The organism is Endozoicomonas sp. ALE010 (genome assembly GCF_049310165.1).
GTDB lineage: Bacteria > Pseudomonadota > Gammaproteobacteria > Pseudomonadales > Endozoicomonadaceae > Endozoicomonas.
Genome location: NZ_JBLYNV010000024.1, coordinates 17,985 through 36,955, shown reverse-complemented (window position 1 = coordinate 36,955; position 18,971 = coordinate 17,985). Strand labels below are relative to the sequence as shown.

Annotated in this window: 12 protein-coding genes; 5 read left to right on the top strand and 7 right to left on the bottom strand. The window is 47.4% G+C overall.

Going from position 1 to position 18,971, the window contains the following annotated elements; translation table 11 throughout:
* Window positions 1-69: 69 nt before the first annotated feature.
* Window positions 70-1,263, top strand: coding sequence for an elongation factor Tu (gene tuf, locus ACO6UY_RS11770; RefSeq protein WP_257294232.1), 1,194 nt, complete (start codon window positions 70-72; stop codon window positions 1,261-1,263).
* A gap of 145 nt (window positions 1,264-1,408) precedes the next feature.
* Here tuf and ACO6UY_RS11765 read toward each other — a convergent pair whose 3' ends face one another.
* Together ACO6UY_RS11765 and ACO6UY_RS11760 are read right to left on the bottom strand one after the other, a co-directional pair.
* On the bottom strand, window positions 1,409-2,524 hold the full coding sequence (locus ACO6UY_RS11765; protein WP_422490020.1) for a hypothetical protein: 1,116 nt from the start codon (window positions 2,522-2,524) through the stop codon (window positions 1,409-1,411).
* A 287-nt stretch (window positions 2,525-2,811) separates the two neighbouring features.
* The gene (locus tag ACO6UY_RS11760; protein WP_422447580.1) at window positions 2,812-3,663 is read right to left on the bottom strand and encodes a hypothetical protein; all 852 of its coding nucleotides are present in this window, start codon (window positions 3,661-3,663) and stop codon (window positions 2,812-2,814) included.
* A gap of 695 nt (window positions 3,664-4,358) precedes the next feature.
* Here ACO6UY_RS11760 and ACO6UY_RS11755 point away from each other — a divergent pair.
* Window positions 4,359-6,095: a hypothetical protein gene (locus ACO6UY_RS11755; RefSeq protein WP_422447578.1), complete on the top strand. Its 1,737-nt coding sequence runs from the start codon at window positions 4,359-4,361 to the stop codon at window positions 6,093-6,095.
* Window positions 6,096-6,389: 294 nt separating this feature from the next.
* Here the strand turns inward: ACO6UY_RS11755 and ACO6UY_RS11750 are convergent, their stop codons facing one another.
* Complete coding sequence (locus ACO6UY_RS11750; protein WP_422461465.1) at window positions 6,390-7,052, bottom strand: class I SAM-dependent methyltransferase; 663 nt, start codon at window positions 7,050-7,052, stop codon at window positions 6,390-6,392.
* A gap of 285 nt (window positions 7,053-7,337) precedes the next feature.
* Between ACO6UY_RS11750 and ACO6UY_RS11745 the strand changes: the two genes are divergently transcribed.
* Together ACO6UY_RS11745 and ACO6UY_RS11740 are read left to right on the top strand one after the other, a co-directional pair.
* Window positions 7,338-8,045, top strand: coding sequence for a SapC family protein (locus tag ACO6UY_RS11745; protein WP_422447574.1), 708 nt, complete (start codon window positions 7,338-7,340; stop codon window positions 8,043-8,045).
* Between the two features lie 46 nt (window positions 8,046-8,091).
* On the top strand, window positions 8,092-8,913 hold the full coding sequence (locus ACO6UY_RS11740; protein ID WP_422447572.1) for a serine protease: 822 nt from the start codon (window positions 8,092-8,094) through the stop codon (window positions 8,911-8,913).
* Between the two features lie 105 nt (window positions 8,914-9,018).
* Here the strand turns inward: ACO6UY_RS11740 and ACO6UY_RS11735 are convergent, their stop codons facing one another.
* On the bottom strand, window positions 9,019-11,439 hold the full coding sequence (locus ACO6UY_RS11735; RefSeq protein ID WP_422461463.1) for a glycogen/starch/alpha-glucan phosphorylase: 2,421 nt from the start codon (window positions 11,437-11,439) through the stop codon (window positions 9,019-9,021).
* A gap of 466 nt (window positions 11,440-11,905) precedes the next feature.
* Here ACO6UY_RS11735 and ACO6UY_RS11730 point away from each other — a divergent pair, with 466 nt between their 5' ends.
* The gene (locus ACO6UY_RS11730) at window positions 11,906-13,951 is read left to right on the top strand and encodes an alpha-amylase family glycosyl hydrolase (RefSeq protein ID WP_422461461.1); all 2,046 of its coding nucleotides are present in this window, start codon (window positions 11,906-11,908) and stop codon (window positions 13,949-13,951) included.
* 52 nt (window positions 13,952-14,003) lie between these two features.
* On the opposite strand, the gene glgX is transcribed toward ACO6UY_RS11730, so the two are convergent.
* The 3 genes from glgX to ACO6UY_RS11715 all read right to left on the bottom strand — a co-directional run bounded on the left by glgX (window position 14,004) and on the right by ACO6UY_RS11715 (window position 18,929).
* The gene (gene glgX / locus ACO6UY_RS11725) at window positions 14,004-16,115 is read right to left on the bottom strand and encodes a glycogen debranching protein GlgX (protein ID WP_422490019.1); all 2,112 of its coding nucleotides are present in this window, start codon (window positions 16,113-16,115) and stop codon (window positions 14,004-14,006) included.
* 378 nt (window positions 16,116-16,493) lie between these two features.
* Window positions 16,494-18,077, bottom strand: coding sequence for a family 43 glycosylhydrolase (locus ACO6UY_RS11720; protein ID WP_422490017.1), 1,584 nt, complete (start codon window positions 18,075-18,077; stop codon window positions 16,494-16,496).
* Window positions 18,078-18,128: 51 nt separating this feature from the next.
* Complete coding sequence (locus ACO6UY_RS11715; RefSeq protein WP_422447562.1) at window positions 18,129-18,929, bottom strand: TrmB family transcriptional regulator; 801 nt, start codon at window positions 18,927-18,929, stop codon at window positions 18,129-18,131.
* Window positions 18,930-18,971: the final 42 nt, after the last annotated feature.

Genomic DNA, 18,971 nt, shown 5'->3' with positions numbered 1-18,971 from the left:
CAATGGCTGTTAGAATGCCCTGCTTGATATTGCTACCCTCGAACTATCTATAGCTAAAGGTTAAGAGACATGGCTAAGGAAAAATTTGAACGCTCGAAGCCGCACGTAAACGTCGGCACCATCGGTCACGTTGACCACGGTAAAACCACTCTGACTGCAGCGCTGACTCGTGTATGTGCTGAAATCTGGGGCGGCACCATGCGTGCATTCGACCAGATCGACAACGCTCCAGAAGAGCGTGAGCGTGGTATCACCATCTCTACTGCACACGTAGAGTACGACTCTCCAAACCGTCACTACGCGCACGTAGACTGCCCAGGACACGCTGACTATGTTAAGAACATGATCACCGGTGCTGCCCAGATGGACGGCGCTATTCTGGTATGTTCCGCTGCTGATGGCCCCATGCCACAGACTCGTGAGCACATCCTGCTGTCTCGTCAGGTAGGTGTACCCTACATCGTGGTATTCCTGAACAAAGCCGACATGGTTGACGACGAAGAGCTGCTGGAACTGGTCGAGATGGAAGTTCGTGAACTTCTGGACACCTACGACTTCCCGGGTGACGACACGCCAATCATCATCGGTTCTGCCCTGATGGCCCTGAACGGCGAAGACACCAACGAAATGGGTACTTCTGCTGTACGTAAGCTGGTAGAAACTCTGGACGAGTACATCCCAGAGCCAGAGCGTGCGATCGATCAGCCATTCCTGATGCCGATCGAAGACGTATTCTCCATTGCTGGCCGTGGTACCGTAGTAACTGGCCGTGTTGAGCGTGGTATCATCAACGTTGGTAACGAAGTAGAAATCATTGGTATCAAAGAGACGACCAAGACTACCGTTACTGGTGTTGAAATGTTCCGTAAGCTGCTGGACGAAGGTCGTGCAGGCGAGAACATCGGTGCCCTGCTGCGTGGTACCAAGCGTGAAGACGTTGAGCGTGGTCAGTGTCTGATTAAGCCAGGAACCGTTACTCCGCACACCAAGTTCGAAGCTGAAGTGTACATCCTGTCCAAAGAAGAAGGCGGTCGTCACACGCCATTCTTCAAGGGCTACCGTCCACAGTTCTACTTCCGTACTACTGACGTAACCGGTGCTGTAGAACTGAACGAAGGCGTTGAAATGGTCATGCCTGGTGACAACATCAACTTCGTTGCTACCCTGATCAACCCGGTAGCGATGGAAGAAGGTCTGCGCTTCGCGATCCGTGAAGGTGGCCGTACTGTTGGTGCTGGCGTTGTTGCCAAAATCATGGAGTAATACATTTTCTAACGAAAATGTATTCCCAAACCCCATAGAAACCCCGGCTTAGGCCGGGGTTTCTCGTTTTGGGTAGGGAAAAATATGTGTTGCCAGAAGTTCAAAGGGCAGGAAAGAAGCTGCTCGCCCAGGACTTAACCGGGAATTAAACACGAATCAATTTAAGCGGTTCCAGCTTCAATTTGCCGACAATCGGTGGAGCAACGTCATCATACAGTTCTTCCAGTTCCCGCTGTTCATCAGCGAGCAGTGCTTTCTGTTTTGCGGCCCGGCCAAGCCAATCTTTGGTTTTACTGATTTCTTGCTCCAGTTCCTCAATTTTGAACGCGTAAAACTCATACCAATCTCTCAGGTGTTCGCGCTGTTTAGATTCAAACCATGTCTCTTTATGAGCGCCAGGATTCAACTTTGCAATCTCCTTTCTGGCGCGCTCTTCGGCCTTAATCTCTGCGTTTCCTCTGTCACAATTTCTTAACGTTCTGGCCAGCTTTGCATCAATAAGCTTGGTTTGCAGTACGCACAGAGACTCCTCCATTCGTTGATATTTTTTTAAAAACCTCTCTTCTGGTGACGTAAAGGCGGTCATTTCGGCTAATTTTTCACGGGTATCCACCGATGCTGCCACGGTTGACGTCAACAGGCGAGAAATTCCCTGGGAGAGCAGCCAGCCAATACCAAAAGCCCCAAAAATTACGATTGTGGCGATAAGATCAATAATAATCAGTCCGAGAAAATTGACTGAAGATCTAAGACTCTCATGGGAACCTAAATAATCTATAAACCCTTTCAGGATTATTGCCCCGGTTAGTATGTCCAACAATTTAGTGGACACGGTGAAAACCCGACTACGTATGGTTTCCACCCGGGCACTCCGATCAGTCTCTGGATTATTGAAATCAGACATTGTTTTAAAGCTTTTCGAAAAGATTTTAATCGCCAGGGCAAGCTTTTTTATTTTGCCGGGTGGTTGCCTGAACTCCGGATCATTAATGGTAATATCAGCCTTAAATGGTGAATGCATCTGGTCAATGGCTGTTTGTTTTGGTGACGAAGTTGCCGTTAGCTTAAGTTTTTCGGATGCTTTGAGTCCTGGTGATTGCTCGGTTAAAGAGACTGCCCTGTGAGAGAGTGACTGATCTGGCCTTGTATGGCTGTTGGACTCGACAGCTTTATCGTCCCTTGGCTGCTCTGTCGCTTTTTTTGCTTGAGTTGAGGGGTTCGCAGATGCCGATAATGTCGCCGGACCAGTTGTGTTAATCATGGGACACTCCTTGTCTTAATTGCTGGTATTTAGAGATCGCCTGCAAATTCTGGCAGGGAATTGATAAAACATTTCCGTCTGTTTCTCATCAATTGAAAATATTAAATGATTTTTTATTCAATAAAGCACTAACCAGCTGGTAAGCATAGCTAACCCCTGGCTGTAGAATGAAATGTTTAAGGTTCTTCTGAAAGGTGCTATGCCCATCCTGTCCAGAGAAGCGGTCTTCACAGCGATTTTTAAAAGGCTAACGTCTACAACCGTACACGCTGCCCATTACCTTCGAATTACATAGGAGCCCGGTGAGCCGGGTTTTCGTCAGCAACCACAGCATTCAGTTTTTGTAGTTCCTGTTCATTACAGAGCCGTTCTTTCTGTTTTGCTGCCCTGTTAAGCCAATCTTCGGTTTTACGGATTTCCTCCTTTAGTTCCTCACTACTGAACTGATAGAACTCAGCCCACTCTCTCAGGTAATAACGCTGTAAAGAATCATACCATTTATCCTTGGCAGCGCCTGGATTCAAAGCTTGAGTATCAAGTTTGGCCTGCTCTCTGGCTTCACGCTCTGCTTCACTGGATTGACAATGTCTTAAAGTACTGGACAGCTCAGCATCAATAAGCTTGGTTTTCAATACGGTGAGAGACTCCTGCGTTCTTTGATATTTGTTTAAAAATCTCTCTTCTGGTGATGTAAAGCCGGTCATCTCGGCTAATTTTTCACGGGTATCCACCGACGCTGCCACGGTTGAGGTCACCAGGCGAGAGATTCCCTGAGAGAGCAGCCAGCCAATACCAAAAGTCCCAAACATTACGGTTATGGCGATAGCCGCAACAAGAAAATCCAGGAGTATAGTGTCTGACTCTCCACGTTGACGACAAGAACCCATAAAGTCTATAAACCCTTTTAAGATGATTGCCCCGGTCAGTATGTCTAACACTGCAGCGGTTCCGGTGAAAACCCGGTTACGTATTTTTTCTACCCGTGCACTCCTGTCAGTCTCTGGATTATTGAAACAAGACATTGTTTTAAAGCTTTTAGAAAAGATTTTAATCGCCAGGGCCAGCTTTTTTATTTTTCCGGGTGGCCGCTTAAATTCCGGATTATCAATGGTAATCTCATCAGCTATAAGCGGCTGCATCTGGTGAAATGCAGTTGTTTGCCCGGGCAGAGGTTCCATCAATAACCTGAGGTTCTCGGGCTCCCGGGGCTCAGGATGATTGATCGGCGATATGGCCCTGTGGTGGATTGGTTGCCCCTGGTTTTCGGAACTTTTTGTAACAGGTTTATCGTTACCATGCGGATCGGTCAAATCCACAGTTAGGGGTATCGCAAATTCAGATGCGGCTATGCAAGTCATTGGACAATCCTTGTGTTAATTATTTGTATTAAAATGGCTCGTGCAAGTTTTGCTACGAACTCAATAGAGCTTTACCAACGGGGTCATTGTTAAAAAACGTTGCAATTTAACCATTTTGTTTTCCACAAATAACTAACCAGTCGGTTAGTAATGCTAATGCCTGGCTTTTTGCGGTTGGCTTTATAATTAAGGTCACTCAATTATTAAGATGCTTTTTTAATTTTCTTATGAAAAATGCGAAACGAGAGCACCCTGCACGGGGTGGTTGTTCAGGGCGTACAAGATTAAGCCTTTTCGGGGTGGTTGGGACTTAATGTCTACCCTGAGAAGGTGCTATTGGTAAATACCAAAAATTACTGGATTGATTAGTTGTTGTCAGTATGGGAACTAAATTCTGAAATTTTACTCTAAAGGGGAAGCTTTTATAACAGTGTGTTAAGGGATGTCCTTAATTAATAATGTGATAAGGAATTTTAATGGAAACTACAAGTCGACCTTTTAGCATCCTATGTTGCTGCACTGATTTTAAAGAATGCCCAAATCCCCCCGGCAGTTCCGAGCGAAATGAATGCAGAAGCGCAGGATACCGGAAAATACAGATTACAGAATACGTCAATAATCTTAGTATCGGTGAACGTTACAGTGAACGGTACGATAAACGTTACGGTGAACTTTACGGTGAACGTATCAGTAAACGTTACGTTGAACGTAACAGTAAACGTTTCGGTAAACGTATCAGTAAACATAGCCTCGACATGAACCCAGAGGAAAATAATCATCATCATGTTCCTCATATTCGGGTACCCAGCGATTTACATGATGAATTTATTTTAAGACAAAGCACCAGAGAAGTTAAGAATCTGCAACGTTTTCATGAGGCTGTCAATTTGAATACAGGGTTTTGGGGTGTTGAACCAAAAAGAAAACAAAAAATAATAGAAGAACTGTTGAAAGAATATCGTAGTTCTTACTGGGTGAATATGGCAATCATGTATGGCTACCTTGATGTACTTAAGTATTTTATCAACAAAGGAGAAGAAATTGATAAAGTTGGCTCCTCCTCCCATATTTGGAAAGCCGTTTCTTATGGACAATTAGAAATCGTGGCATATCTGATTGATCTCGGACTCAAAGACAAAGACAAGTCTTTCTTCATCTTTGGTGAAGGAACTGAAAATGAGGGACTTATCCACGATGCAGTTCTATCATCAAATATGGATGAGGATACAGCCTGCAGAATGATCGAGTTTCTTCTGAGTAAGGGAGAAGATCCTGATGGTTGTGATGTGGTTACTCCTCTCAATAGGGCAGTGGAGTTAAATAAATTACGCATAGCCAGACTTTTGAGGAATAGAAGTAACCTTAAGAGATATGGCTTATTGTCCGTGAGTGAGAAAAAAGAGTTTGACTGTTTAATTGAATTGCAAAACGCAATTGAAACCAAAAAGGAATCAGGCATCAAATCACTATGTAAGAAATTAAGTTTAGACTCTGCTACAGCGATGCAAATGGCATCCAGGCACGGATTCCTTGAAGTTCTCAATTATTTTGTTGGTCAAGGAATAAAAGTTTGCATAAAATCTTTCGAGGCTCCTATCTGGTCAGCGGTTTCTCATGGACACTTTGATATTGTGAAATATCTGACTGACCCAAAGCTCAACGAAAAGAAAAAAAAATATTACAAACCTGTTCAGAAAAGCGGTATCGATGCACTTATTAATGCTGCAGTTCAATCAAGATGGATGGATGAGCAGGCAGCCTGTAGGATAATCCTTCTTCTCTTGCATAGAGGGCAGCCTATCAATGGCCATGGCAAATGCACCCCTCTGGACCAGGCAGAGGAGCTTAATAAAACAGTGATTGTTGATTTTTTAAAGAAAGAAGGCGGTCTTAATATACAGCAGCCTGAAGGAAAAATTTGTGACGATATGCCTGCACCGCCTCATGATGATCCTGCTGAGCCTGAGGGAGCTTGTGGCTATTCTCCAATACCGTCAGCCCCTCCTGCTGATCCTGAGAGAGAATATGGCTATTTCCCAACACCATCATCTCCTCCTGCTGATCCTGAGGGAGATGGCTATTTTTCAATGCCGTCAGCTCCTCCTGCGTATGGTTCTTTAGAGTATTGGTTAAGCCCTCCGGGTACACAGACTTTTGATGAACCACCTCCAAGTTATGAGGAGTCAATGAAAACGGAAAAGAACCCCAATTAAAAATTGTCTCGTTCCCAGGCTGGAGAGGTTGTCGCAAAAGACAGATTAAAAAGACTTTCGCGACAGCCTCTGCGGTGTGGGAACGAGTAACTCTCTGTGCTCATTATTCTTAAGTAGCTGGCCATATGGAGTCAGAAATATATGATTCCGACCTTCACCACCCCTTGGTAACATTTTGATTTTAAACGATTAAAAATCGTGCCAACCATATATTCGAATAGAATATATGCTTCAAAATCAAATGATTACGTTATTTTGGTGGTGAAAGTGGGATGATTTCATATGGTTAGCTATTTAACGCTTGATGGCAATGGTAAGCCCATCGGAAACAGGCAGTATCATCATATCCACACGATCATCGTCGTGAATTTTCCGGTTTAATGCTTTCAGTGCTGCAGTGTCTTCATCACTTGCTTCTGCATCTGCTACTCTCCCGCTCCACAGCACGTTATCGATAAGAATCAGCCCACCAGGGCGAATAAGCTGCAGGCATTGTTCGTAATAAACGTCATACCCCGTTTTATCCGCATCAATAAAGGCCATATCAAACTGATTCAGTTCACCGTTCCTGATCAGTTGATCCAGGGTTTCAGACGCCGGAGCCAGGTGAAGTTTGATCCGCTCAGAGACACCGGCTTTTTCCCAGAAGGGTTTGGCTATGTCGGTATACTCACTGCTGATATCACAGGCAATCAGCTCCCCATCATCGGGCAGTGCCAGGGCAACAGAGAGCGCACTGTAACCGGTGAAAACACCAATTTCTATGGTTCTGCGGGCATTGGATAGTTTTGCCAGCATGGCCATAAGCTGCCCTTGTTCGGCAGAGATTTGCATCATTCGGTAGGGATGGTGGCTGGTCAATTCTCTGAGCTCTTTTAATGCCGGGTGCTCACGCAGACCAACGTTATAAATATATTGATAGAGCGTATCATTGAGTTGCAGGGTTTCAGTGGACATTGGTGGGGACTCCGTTTAATTCCTGAGAAAAAATAAATCAAAGATATGGTTGTTATTACTGACTATTAAGTCAGGAATGAAGCCTGAAAATGAGTGGTTTTTATTCATTGTCATCATTCTTTTGCAGCAATCACTTACCCTTAACAATCATATAACATTTTATTCGTTGATACCTTTAATGTGCTATGTAAAAATTTTAAGCTCAGGTCAGCTTAAAAATGTCAAAATAACTATTTTTAGAAGTGGTTTTATATCCAGACAAAACAAGAGAGGCGGCCCCTGATTATGGCAACATTACTGTTTTACAATGAGCCGACATTTCTCAACCGGGAAGTGCATAAGACCCTTAAGTTCAAGGCATCTGACGACTACTCTTTCACCGAAGAGGTAAACTCTGTACCACTGACCGGTATCGAGTTTTTTGAAGCCAGCCGTGATATGCCAGTGCTCTTCAGTAAGGATGAGCAGGGCAACTTTTTCCCCCTTGCCCTGCTTTCGCTGATGGATGCAGGGCATAAGCACCTGGGTGAGGCGGGCAGCTGGAGTGACAGCTATATTCCTGCTTTTATCCGCCGTTATCCTTTCGCCCTGACCGATGAAGGCTCTGTTTGCTTTGATCAGAAAGCCAGTCAGTTTGCTGGTGAAGAAGGTGAAGCACTTTTCAGTGATGACGGTGAAAATACAGAAACCCTGAATAACATTATTCAATTTCTTAATAACTATGATCAGCAGTATAAGAATACCCTTGATTATTGTCATGAATTAAAAGCGCTTGATCTGTTATCTCCGTTCAATCTCCAAATTCTCTTGGAGAAGGATAAGCCCCTAAGGCTCGAAGGGTTATTAGTTATTGATGAGAAAAAACTGAATTCCATTCCCGAAGAAAAAGTGAAAAGCTGGTTTGATTCCGGTTGGCTGGCGTGGACCTATGCACACTTACACTCTCTGGGTGCATTAAACCGTCTTGTTAAACGACAGAAAACACAACTGTAATATCCATGACCTCTTTGTGATTTTAACATTGAAAGGGACTTCAATAGTGAAAAAACTCCTGCAGATGGCCGTGTTGGCATTAAGTCAATTAGTTTTAGTATTTGCTGTAAGCGTCAGTGCGCATCCTGAAAAGACGAGTAACTATTCAGGAATAAAAATTGTTGGTGGTGATGAGCTTTCTCCATTTTCCCGTCCTTATATGGCGTCATTAAGAGTATTGAGAGAGGTGCATTTTTGTGGCGGGGCCTACATTGGTGGCAAGTATGTCCTGACGGCTGCCCATTGCGTCGAAGACATTCAGGATTATGCCGAATTTATTTCCGTCTGGTTGGGGGGGCATAAACTCAGTGAGCCGGGTGCTGGCCGTTTCTACCGGGTGGCAAGGCTTTATATACATCCAGACTATAACGAAGAAACCATCGATAGCGATATTGCCATTATTGAATTAGAGCAGGACGTTGAGGGTATTGAACCTGTTCGTCTGATTTCTGAAGAACACTTTGCAGACATTAATAAAGGTTCAGTATTTGAGGTGATGGGCTGGGGAACCCTGGGGTATGAGAAGGGACAACCAGACACGCTACATGTGGTTCAGGTGCCCTATGTGGAGAGAGAGCTTTGCAACTCCGGGCAACATTATGACGGAGCGATTACCAAAAATATGCTGTGTGCTGGTTTTGATGAAGGAGGCAAAGACTCCTGTCAGGGCGATAGTGGTGGTCCCATGGTTTATAACCACCAGGGTACCTGGTACCAGCTGGGTGTCGTAAGTTGGGGCTACGGCTGCGCTGAGCCGGGTTACCCGGGAGTCTATACCAACATCGTTGAACTGTTGGGTTGGGTAAGGCAGACAGTGCCTGATATTTGATTCAGTACTCCTCACGTTGAAGCACAGAAAGTCAGTGGTTTAGGAACAGATTAACAAGAATAATTAGCGGCAGCTCACGCTCAGTAAGCTGCCAAAACCACCTGATTATTTACTATTCCAAACCTTCTCAGCATAGTCAGCAATAGACCGGTCCGAAGAGAATCGACCCAGTCGTGCGGTATTCAGCACTGCTTTGCGCCACCAGAGCCTTGGCTTACGGAAAGTGTCGGACACTTTCTGCTGAGCTTCACGATAGCTGTCAAAGTCAGCCAGAGCCATAAACTGGTCACGATGCATCAGATCTTCCGCAACGGGTTTCAGCAGGTCGGGCTTGTGCTGGCAGAAGGAACCATTCATCAGGGCGTCAATGGCCCGCTTCAGTACCGGATTACTCTCATAATAAGGGTATGGGTTGTAACCCTGCTGCTGCAGTTCGGCAATCTCATCGACGGTTTTTCCGAAGATAAAGATGTTCTCATCGCCCACCGCTTCGGCAATTTCCACGTTGGCTCCGTCCAGTGTCCCAATGGTCAGTGCACCATTCAGGCCCAGCTTCATATTGCCGGTACCGGAGGCTTCAAAACCGGCAGTGGAGATCTGCTCGGAAAGATCGGCGGCAGGAATGATCTGTTCCGCCAGGGTGACGCGATAATCCGGCAGGAATACCACTTTCAGGCGGTCATCCAAACGACGATCGTTGTTAATAACCTGGGCGACCTTGTTGATGGCCAGAATAATCTGTTTGGCCATTACATAACCTGGTGCAGCTTTAGCGCCAAAAATAAATACCCGTGGGGTATGTTCGGCATCCGGGTTATCGAGCATTTCGTGGTACAGGCTGATGATGTGCAACAGGTTTAACTGCTGACGCTTGTACTCGTGCAGTCGCTTAATCTGAACATCGAACAACGCATTGGGGTTAACATTGACCTTGCACTCTTTTTCAATCAACCGCGCCAGTCGCTCCTTGTTTTTGAAACGGACATTGGCAAAGGCATCGAGAAAATCGGGAGATTCCGACAGTGGTGTCAGTTTTTCCAGCTGGTCCAGGTCAGTACGCCACTCTTTGCCGATATTTCGATCCAGCAGTCGTGCCAGGCCCGGGTTACAGTGAGCCAGCCAGCGTCTTGGGGTAACACCGTTGGTGACGTTGACCAGCTTGCCGGGATACAGGGCGTCAAACTCGGGGAACAGATTGGCTTTAACCAGACCACTGTGCAGCGCGGCAACACCATTGACCCGGCGACTGCCAATCACCGACAGGTTGGCCATGCGGATCATGCGATCACCGTTGTCCAGCTCTTCGAAGATGCTGACTTTCTTGATGATCTCTACATTGTCGCCCCATTGCTCTTTAGCCTCGCCGTTCAGGAAGACGTAGTTGATCATCTCAATGATCTGCAAGTGTCTTGGAAGAACACGGTCCAGCAGGGAGGCAGACCATTTCTCCAGGGCTTCTGGCAACAGGGTGTGGTTGGTGTAGTGGCACATTTCCTGAGTGATGGCCCAGGCCTCATTCCAGACCATGCCTTCTTCGTCCATCAGCAGGCGCATTAATTCCGGAATGGCGATAGCCGGGTGGGTGTCGTTCAATTGCAGCGCGTAGTGTTTTGCCAGACTGCTTAATGGCAGGCCACGCTGCTTATGCTGACGGATAATGTCTTTGAGGGAGCAGGCCGTGAAGAAGTACTGCTGGATCAGTCGCAGATCCTTACCCTGCGGCGTTGAGTCTTCAGGGTACAAGACTCCGGAAATGGTATCGCCATCCACCAGGTTACGGCAGGCTTCCAGATACTCACCCTGATTGTATTTATCCAGATCGATAGGATAGGCACCCACCAGGCTTTCCCAGAGACGGAGGCGGTTTACATAGTTTCCGCCAAAGGATGGAATGGTGATGTCCCAGGGCACACCGAAAAGCTTCTTGCCAGGCACCCAGTGGTTATTGCCATCGTTGTCCATTTCCATATGACCGAACAGGCCAATCTCCACGGTCTCGGATGGACGACAGGTTTCCCACGGGCTGCCAAATTCACGCCAGACATCCGGCTTCTCTTTCTGGTAACCATCCACAAAAATCTGACGAAACAGACCATAGCGGTAGTTGATGCCGTACCCGGTGGCTGGAATATGCTGGTTGGCCAGAGAATCCATAAAACAGGCGGCCAGACGACCCAGACCACCGTTGCCCAGGGACATGTCCCGCTCCTGATCCAGAACATCAGAAATGCGAACGCCGTGGGATTGCAGCAGGGTGGCTGCGGTTTCGTAAAGTCCAAGGTTCATCAGGGCGTCACCCAGCAGGCGTCCCATCAGAAATTCCATGGAGAGGTAGCAGACATGACGTTGCGGCTTTGTCTCTTTGGTGACGCCCAGGCTACTTTCCTGAAGCTGGTCCAGATTAATGTCACGGAGTACCAGAGAGAGGGCCTGCCACCAGTCGCGATGTGTGGCTTGCTTCGGGGTAGTGCCCAGTTCACGACGCAGGTTTTTTTCAAGCTCTGTGGTAAATGCTTTCTGATCCATGTGATGCGTATCACTCTTGTTGTGCTATCAGGTTGGCTTTTTCGCTGATGATCTGTTTCAGCGGCTTTGCAAAAGAATCCTAGTGTAATGGAAAAAGATGGTTTGTTGTTTTGTAAACGCTTTCAGTCTTTGTGCTGATTGAAATGTTTTAAAAGATAGGATTGCACACCACCAACCATGTGTTGTTATTTAATAAGTAAACATCAATGTGTCAAAGTGAAAAACAGGCGTCAAGTAAATTAATTTCACCTTTTGCGCATTGTTGTAAACCTCTGAAAACGATTACAACTATTTTGAATAGAAAATAAAAATGCTTTAAATCAATGCATTGAAGCTACTCAAAGCGATAATGGCGGGCGGCGCATGACCTGTGTCGTTATACAACTTTGGGGAAACAGCCACTAATATTTTGCATCTCTTTCCCATCCTCTTTTCAGCAATGTAATGTGACCAATCGGAGGACCCAATGACGAAGCCAAAAGCATTGGCTGTGGCCATCTCTGCGCTTTCTGCCTTGCTGGTGACTGGCTGTGCCAGTCAGTCACCTGATACAGCGTCTAAGGCCAGCACCAGCCTGACACCGGCTTATGACTGCAGCGCCAGCACCCGGGCAAAAGCCAACGATCTGAGAATTTATCAGATTATGGTCGAAAGCTTTGTGGATGGAGAAAAGGGAACCGGTCACGGCACCGGCTACGGTACCAGTCATCACCAGGGGGATTTGCAGGGTATAATTGATTCGCTGGACTACATCCAGTCACTGGGTATGAATGCCATCTGGATGACACCAGTCTTCAACTCGGAACCCGTTGCAGGCCAATCACACTGGGATGACCGGCTGGATGCCACTGGCTATTTTGCGACGGATTATTTTGCCATTGACCCACGCTTCGGGACCCTGGAGCAGGCAAAAGAACTGGTGGAAAAAGCCCATGCCAAAGGGCTGTATGTATTTTTTGATGGTGTATTCGGCCATCATAAACAGTCCGGTGTCGTGCCATCGCCGTCCGGTTTGCTGCCTTCTGGCAGTCACAATCCTGTTGATTATCCCCAAAGCCTGCCATTTTACCGGGAGGTGGCCACCTGGTGGGTGAAGGAGCTGAAAATAGACGGCTGGCGTCTGGATCAGGCCTATCAGGTGCCCACCGAAGCCTGGACTGAAATCCGCAAAGCCGTGGATGAAGCTTCTCAGTCAGTGACTTACCAGAACCACAAGGGTGAAACTGTCAATCCATTGGGCTATATGGTGGCGGAGATCTGGAAAGAAGAAAACACCATTCAGAGGGTCGGCTACGGTACCGGGGAGAGTCCGGCGTTGTGTTCTGCATTTGACTTCCCCATGCGTTATCGCCTGGTGGAAACCTTTGCAGTGAATGAAAACGGTATGGGTGGTAAAGGCGGTGACTGGCTGGATGAAGGCATGAGCCTGCACTCACTCTATCCGAACCATGCGCAACCTAACCTGATGCTGGGTAATCACGATGTTGTGCGCTTTGGTGACCTTCTGCAGCGTGGCGGCATTGCCAATCCGGACGATGCAGAATACTGGTTGCGGCATAAAGCGGCCCTGTCATTTATGGCAGCCTACACGGGCCCCATCACCTTGTATTACGGCGATGAAATTGGTGATGAAACGCCAGACTTTTCTGAAAAGCAGCCGGATAATAACTGCGCCATTCGTGGTGTGTGTGATGACCACTCGGGACGTACCAGTGCCAAAATTGATGGGTTAACCGCTGAGTTGAATGCACAGCAGCGTGATCTTAAAGCCTATGTATCGTCATTGATGACGTTGCGGGATAAACACCCGGCGTTGTCTGAAGGTGAACGCATTAACATCCGTGCAGAGAAAGAGGTCTACGTCGATCACAAGCAAAGTGGCGATGATGCCCTGCTTTATATGGTCAGCACCGACAGCGCTTTCCAAATGGTCACTTTGACAACGGCAGAAGCCGGTTCCGAAGGGAGGCTGGTGGATCTGCTCACGGGAGAGGTGTTTTTCCCGAAAAACAATGAATATTCCATTCGCATGAAAGGCTTTGAATCACGATTCCTGCGCATTGCCAGGCCTGTTGCAGCCGGACCAAAGGTCAACAAACGAGATGCCAGCTCGATGACCGGCGAAGGTTTTTTGGCCCAGTGCGACAACCCAACAGTGAATGAAGCAGGCCCGGCACAAGATACTCTGTTTGTAGTGGGCAGCTTTCCGGACTCTAACTGGATACACAAGCCAGCCCGGGCTTTTCAGTATAAAGGCAACGGCGTGTATCAAACCGTCACCAATGAGCGCAAAGGCAGCTATCGCTTCCAGTACGCCACAGCCAGCTGGAGCCCGCAATACACGGCTGCTGATCTGTCACAAAAGCCGGGGCAGGCAACTGCCGGGAAAAACGGTGGGTATGGTACCGATACCTCGGTGATGATACCGGAGGCGGGACGCTATGTATGGAGCTTAACGTTCAAAGACAGTGGTGAGATTGATCAGGTGATGGTTTCCCGCTGTGCGGAGTAATTGTGTAGATTAACCGGTCGGCAACCCATCTTCGGAGTGGCCGACCTGCCTGTTAATTCATCTCTTTAAGCATGATCAGGCTGTGCGGCTGAACTTCATAGCTGCACTGATCAACAGACGGTTCGTGAATAAAAGAAGACTCTTTGTCAGTATTCACCACAACCGTCCGGTGTTTGAATTGACCGGTTTCAGGAATCAATACTCTGCCTACATGTTTGCCAGCGTTCAGGATGACCCAGATAGCACCTTTTTCAGCATCATTCGGGTCATGAATTTTAACCGTCAGGGTGTAACAGTGGCGCTCACTGAAATAAAGAGGGTCAACGACGTCACCCTTCGGGGAATGTAACTGGTATTCTATGTGGCCCAGACCATTGGTCAACAGTGGTTCATTGCGACGAAAATGCATCATTTGTCGGGTAAAATCGTGCATTTGTGCACCGTCAGAGTCGGTGTTGTGCAGCCAGTCCCAGTGCAGCCAGGCGATGGGGGAGTCCTGACAATAGGCATTATTATTACCATCCTGAGAGTTGCTGAACTCATCGCCAGCTAACAGCATGGGTGAGCCTTTGGCCAGCATTAACATGCCCACCAGATTCTTCCGGCTGCGCAGGCGGGCTTTATTGATGTCCGGGTTGTCAGTGACGCCTTCTTCACCGTGATTCCAGGAGTAATTGTGCTCGTCACCATCCCGCCCGTCCTCACCATTGGCAAGGTTATGGCGCTGATTGTAAGAAACCAGATCCATCAAGTTAAAGCCATCGTGACTGCAGATATAGTTGACGGTGGCAAGATAACTTTGTTCACTGAACAGGTCTTCTGAACCGGAAAAACGCCAGGCCATTTCAGTTTGTACCCCTTTGCTGCCTTTCCAGAACTTCCGGCAAGTATCACGGTAACGGTCATTCCAGGACTGCCAGTCAGAGGGGAAGTCGGTCATATGATAACCGTCCGGCCCAATATCCCAGGGCTCGGCAATCATTTTTACCTGGCTCAGAATCGGGTCCTGGCTCACGGCATAAAAGAAAGGCGCATCTTTACTGTAATTACGGTGCTGGCGGGCCATGGTGGGGGCCAGGTCAAAACGGAAACCGTCGATCTGATACTCCACTACCCAGTGACGCAGTGCGTCCATAGTCAGGCGCAGAGTCTGGTGGCTGTCGAAGTTGATGGTGTTGCCGCAACCACTGTAATTCTCCGAGGAAATGCCACCGTCGTGTTTGTTCATATGGTAGTAGTCGGTTTCAGCCAGACCGCGCATGCTCAGGAATGGACCACCATGGCCACCTTCGCAGGTATGGTTGAACACCACATCCATAATCACTTCAATGCCGGTGCGGTGCAGCTCCCGTACCATGGTTTTCATTTCAATCACCGGGTCGGAAATGGCATAAGGTGTGTGCGGTGCCATCATGCACAGCGGGTTGTAACCCCAGTAATTGGATAACCCAAGGTGAGTGAGTCGCTCTTCACTGGTACTGTAGGTCACCGGCAGCAGTTCAACGGCAGTAATGCCAAGGTGTTTCAGATATTCAATGGTAATGGGGTGGCACATGCCCAGATAGGTACCACGAATATTCTCCGGAATATCCGGGTGGGTTTTGGTGAATCCCTTGAGGTGGGTTTCGTAATAAATGCTCTGCTGGTCCGGAGTGTGTGGATGGGTTACGCCTTGCCAGTCAAAGGTAGCATCACGCACAACACTGCGGGGCATTTTGGTGGCGCTGTCCTGCTCGTTGAACAGCCATTGCCCATTGTCGTCTGAAATATAGTCAAAAATGTCCTGACACCATTGCACATCGCCACTGATTTCCCGGGCATAGGGATCCATCAGCAGTTTGTTCTTGTTAAAGCGCGGCGTGGTATTGGGTGACCAGTAACCGTCTGCCCGGAAGCCATAGTGCTGACCTTCGATAATACCTTCAATATAAAGGTGCCAGATGCCCTCAGCGGAAGGAAACATTTTCAGTTGTTCTTCATTTCCCCGTGCATCAAATAACGATAAAAACAGTTGTTCTGCTTTAGGGGCGTACACAGAAAAGTTAACCCCTGTCGCCTGATTACCCGGTACTGCCACAAGATCGGCATTAACCAAAGTGGCACCCTGTGGGAAGGTTTTTCCGGGAGAGGGGCAATAGGTCTGGGTGGCAGACGGTGTATCCATAGCGTGTGAAGCTCTATATAGCGTGATCAGAAAAAACGGCGTGTATTATTAGTTTTCAGGAACAAACAGAAAAGCACGCCGGTTATGTAAACGATTACAGACTTTTATAAAGAATTGACTTAATTAAAAACATGTTGAACAGAAAATCTGTATAAAGGACTCTCCTCAGGGATCGGCTCCTGAAGGAGTCAACACCCCAACCGGCCGCCATGCACCATGATATCAGGGTTTCATAGTGCATAGCGGTTGGGGTAAGAAGTATGATTCGGCTTTTGTGCACTATGGGTACGCATGCGAACCGACCACATCAGACTTTCTAACGGATTCCATTCGATGGTCACATCACATCATGGTGGTGGCCGCAAGCAGCGCAACTGGCTAATTCAGGAATTTAACATCTGAGAAGTCTGCAAATACTTCAGATGTACCCTCTGGATTGACGCCAAAAAGACAGCAAAACGCACCTGTGTAGTATCTGGATAACATCGAATCAATCGGGATGCTGTTTATCACTGGTACTTTTTGTCCATTGGTTATATAACCACAGTCGTACCCGTTTTCAGCACAATGAACGAATAATTCCAACGCTGTTGTTTTGTCAGCAATGGTCGCTGATGCAAGCACCACATCATTGAGTTTGACGATTAAATCAAGACCATTATCATTTTGCGAGACACCCAGTAACAGATGATGGTTGTCTTTTTGCAATATCCCTATACCAATCTCACTACTGCCCATGGTATCCGATATATGCAGGGTGGCCTGATAATTGAAATAGCTGTGTGATTGTCGAAAGCCAATAACGGTGGATTGGCTACGCTCCCGGACAGGTTGCCCCGGCCAGATTCTCAAGCGCTGTTGTTCTGGCAGAATCTGAAAGTGACTGGCTTCTGGCAGTCGCCGAAAACTCCACTCTTTTTTCAGAGTCTGGCCAGAAAAATCATCATAAAAGTTACCATTACCAGGCTGACTTGATCCCGGAAACGGTAACGGCAGGTGTTTTTCCACTTTGCCGGTATCAGGAGCACACACTGGCCAGAGCATATCCAGGTTGTCCGGGTTTTCTGCTTCCCAAACCACAGGAAGCAGATGGGTTTCTCTGCCCATGTTGGAACGGCTGGCAATGTCATTACGAATCCCCAGGCAGACCATATACCAACGGCCATCAGCCAGCTCAACCAGGTCACCGTGGCCGGTGCTGTTTACCCAGTAATTGTGGGTCAGGTGACGTGAGGTTAATATCGGGTTTCTTGGATTACTGCTATACGGTCCGGTAATAGCGTCACTGCAGGCAACCGTCACGGCATGGTAAAACCCCGTTCCCCCTTCTGCTGTCATTAAATAGTAGCGACCATTGTATTTATACATATGAGGGCCTTCCACCCAGTCTCCGCCGGTGCCCCGCCATAGAAAGTAACGCTCACCAATCAGGGCGGTATTGTCCAGGTCAAGCTCCTGCAACCAGATTTCACCTTCACTGGGGTAGGCTGGATCACTCGGGCTATGGGTTCCCACGTACCACACCTTGCCGTCATCGTCGAAAAAAATATCGGGGTCGATGCCCGGTGCGCCGCTGATCACCTTAGGCTCAGACCAGGGACCAGCAGGATTTGTCGCTGTCAGAATAAAATTCACACAGGGATTGAAATCTGCTGGTGCCTCCAGTGGTATATAGACATTAGTGGTTATCAGATAAAAGACACCGTCTTTATATCGAATAGTCGGCGCATGAATACCGCCATCGGACTGTACATCGGTCAGAAACACCGGCCCCTGACACTGTTCCGGTCGATCCAGGGCGTGACCAATCAGTTCCCAGTTGACCAGGTCACGGCTGTGGTGAATGGGCAGCCCCGGAAAATACTCGAACGAGGAGTTAACCATATAGAAATCATCACCGACGCGACAAATGGACGGATCAGGAAAGCTGCCGGGTAAAACAGGATTGGTCATTTCAGTCATGGGGGTTGGGTTCGTGATTAAATTGCAGATAACAGGGAGTGGCAAAGGAGCTTATAGTGCCTGTCGTTCATGGTTGGTATTGATGGCGATGTTCACCAGGTCAAGGGGCTTATCCCCTAATAATCCCGATAGATAGATATCGCTGTGAACATGCTCGGAGATGATTCTTACCAGAGTTTTCTCATTGGTGTAGATGCCCTGAGCCTCAGTCAAATTGGAAAATACCAGTGTTTCCAGTGTGTCGCGGACCAGCATGAACCGGGTAGAGGGGAAGTCATGCTCTGGAATATGGGAACGTGAAAAGAACTCAATGCCTTCAACCGGAGAGTGCATCTGGTTAAATGAAAAGCAAATCACCCGGACTCCTCGAGTAATAGCCTCTTGCAGCTCACGCTGGAACAGAGTGATATCAAAGTCAGTATTAATATAAAGCTCGTTTTTACTGTCGTTTATAAGTTCTTTAATTTTCAGTATCAGGCTCTCATACCCTGACAGATTGAAAAAAAAGGGTTTTTCCTCTGAACGGGATAAAACGGCCAGCTCTTTTTTCAGGACTGTAATATCGTCAATGGTTTTTTCCCGGATTTGCGCCAGAATCACGTCAGGTGATTTAGCTTCGTACTCCTTTACACTGCCGGAAATCATGTAGAGATAGCCTTGCAGGTACAGGTTGTCTATGGATGAATAAATGGTTGAGCGGGTCATGCCTAACGATTTGGCAATCTGATAACCGTTGGTCCTGCCATTTTTCAGCACATCAAGATAAACCAGTGCATCCGTTTTACTGAAACCAAAAGTCGTCAAACGTTGAACAATATCATTATATTTTTGTAAATCTGTTGTAGTGCTCATCGTGCAAAACCATACATCAAAAATGTTATATTCCTGACCCAG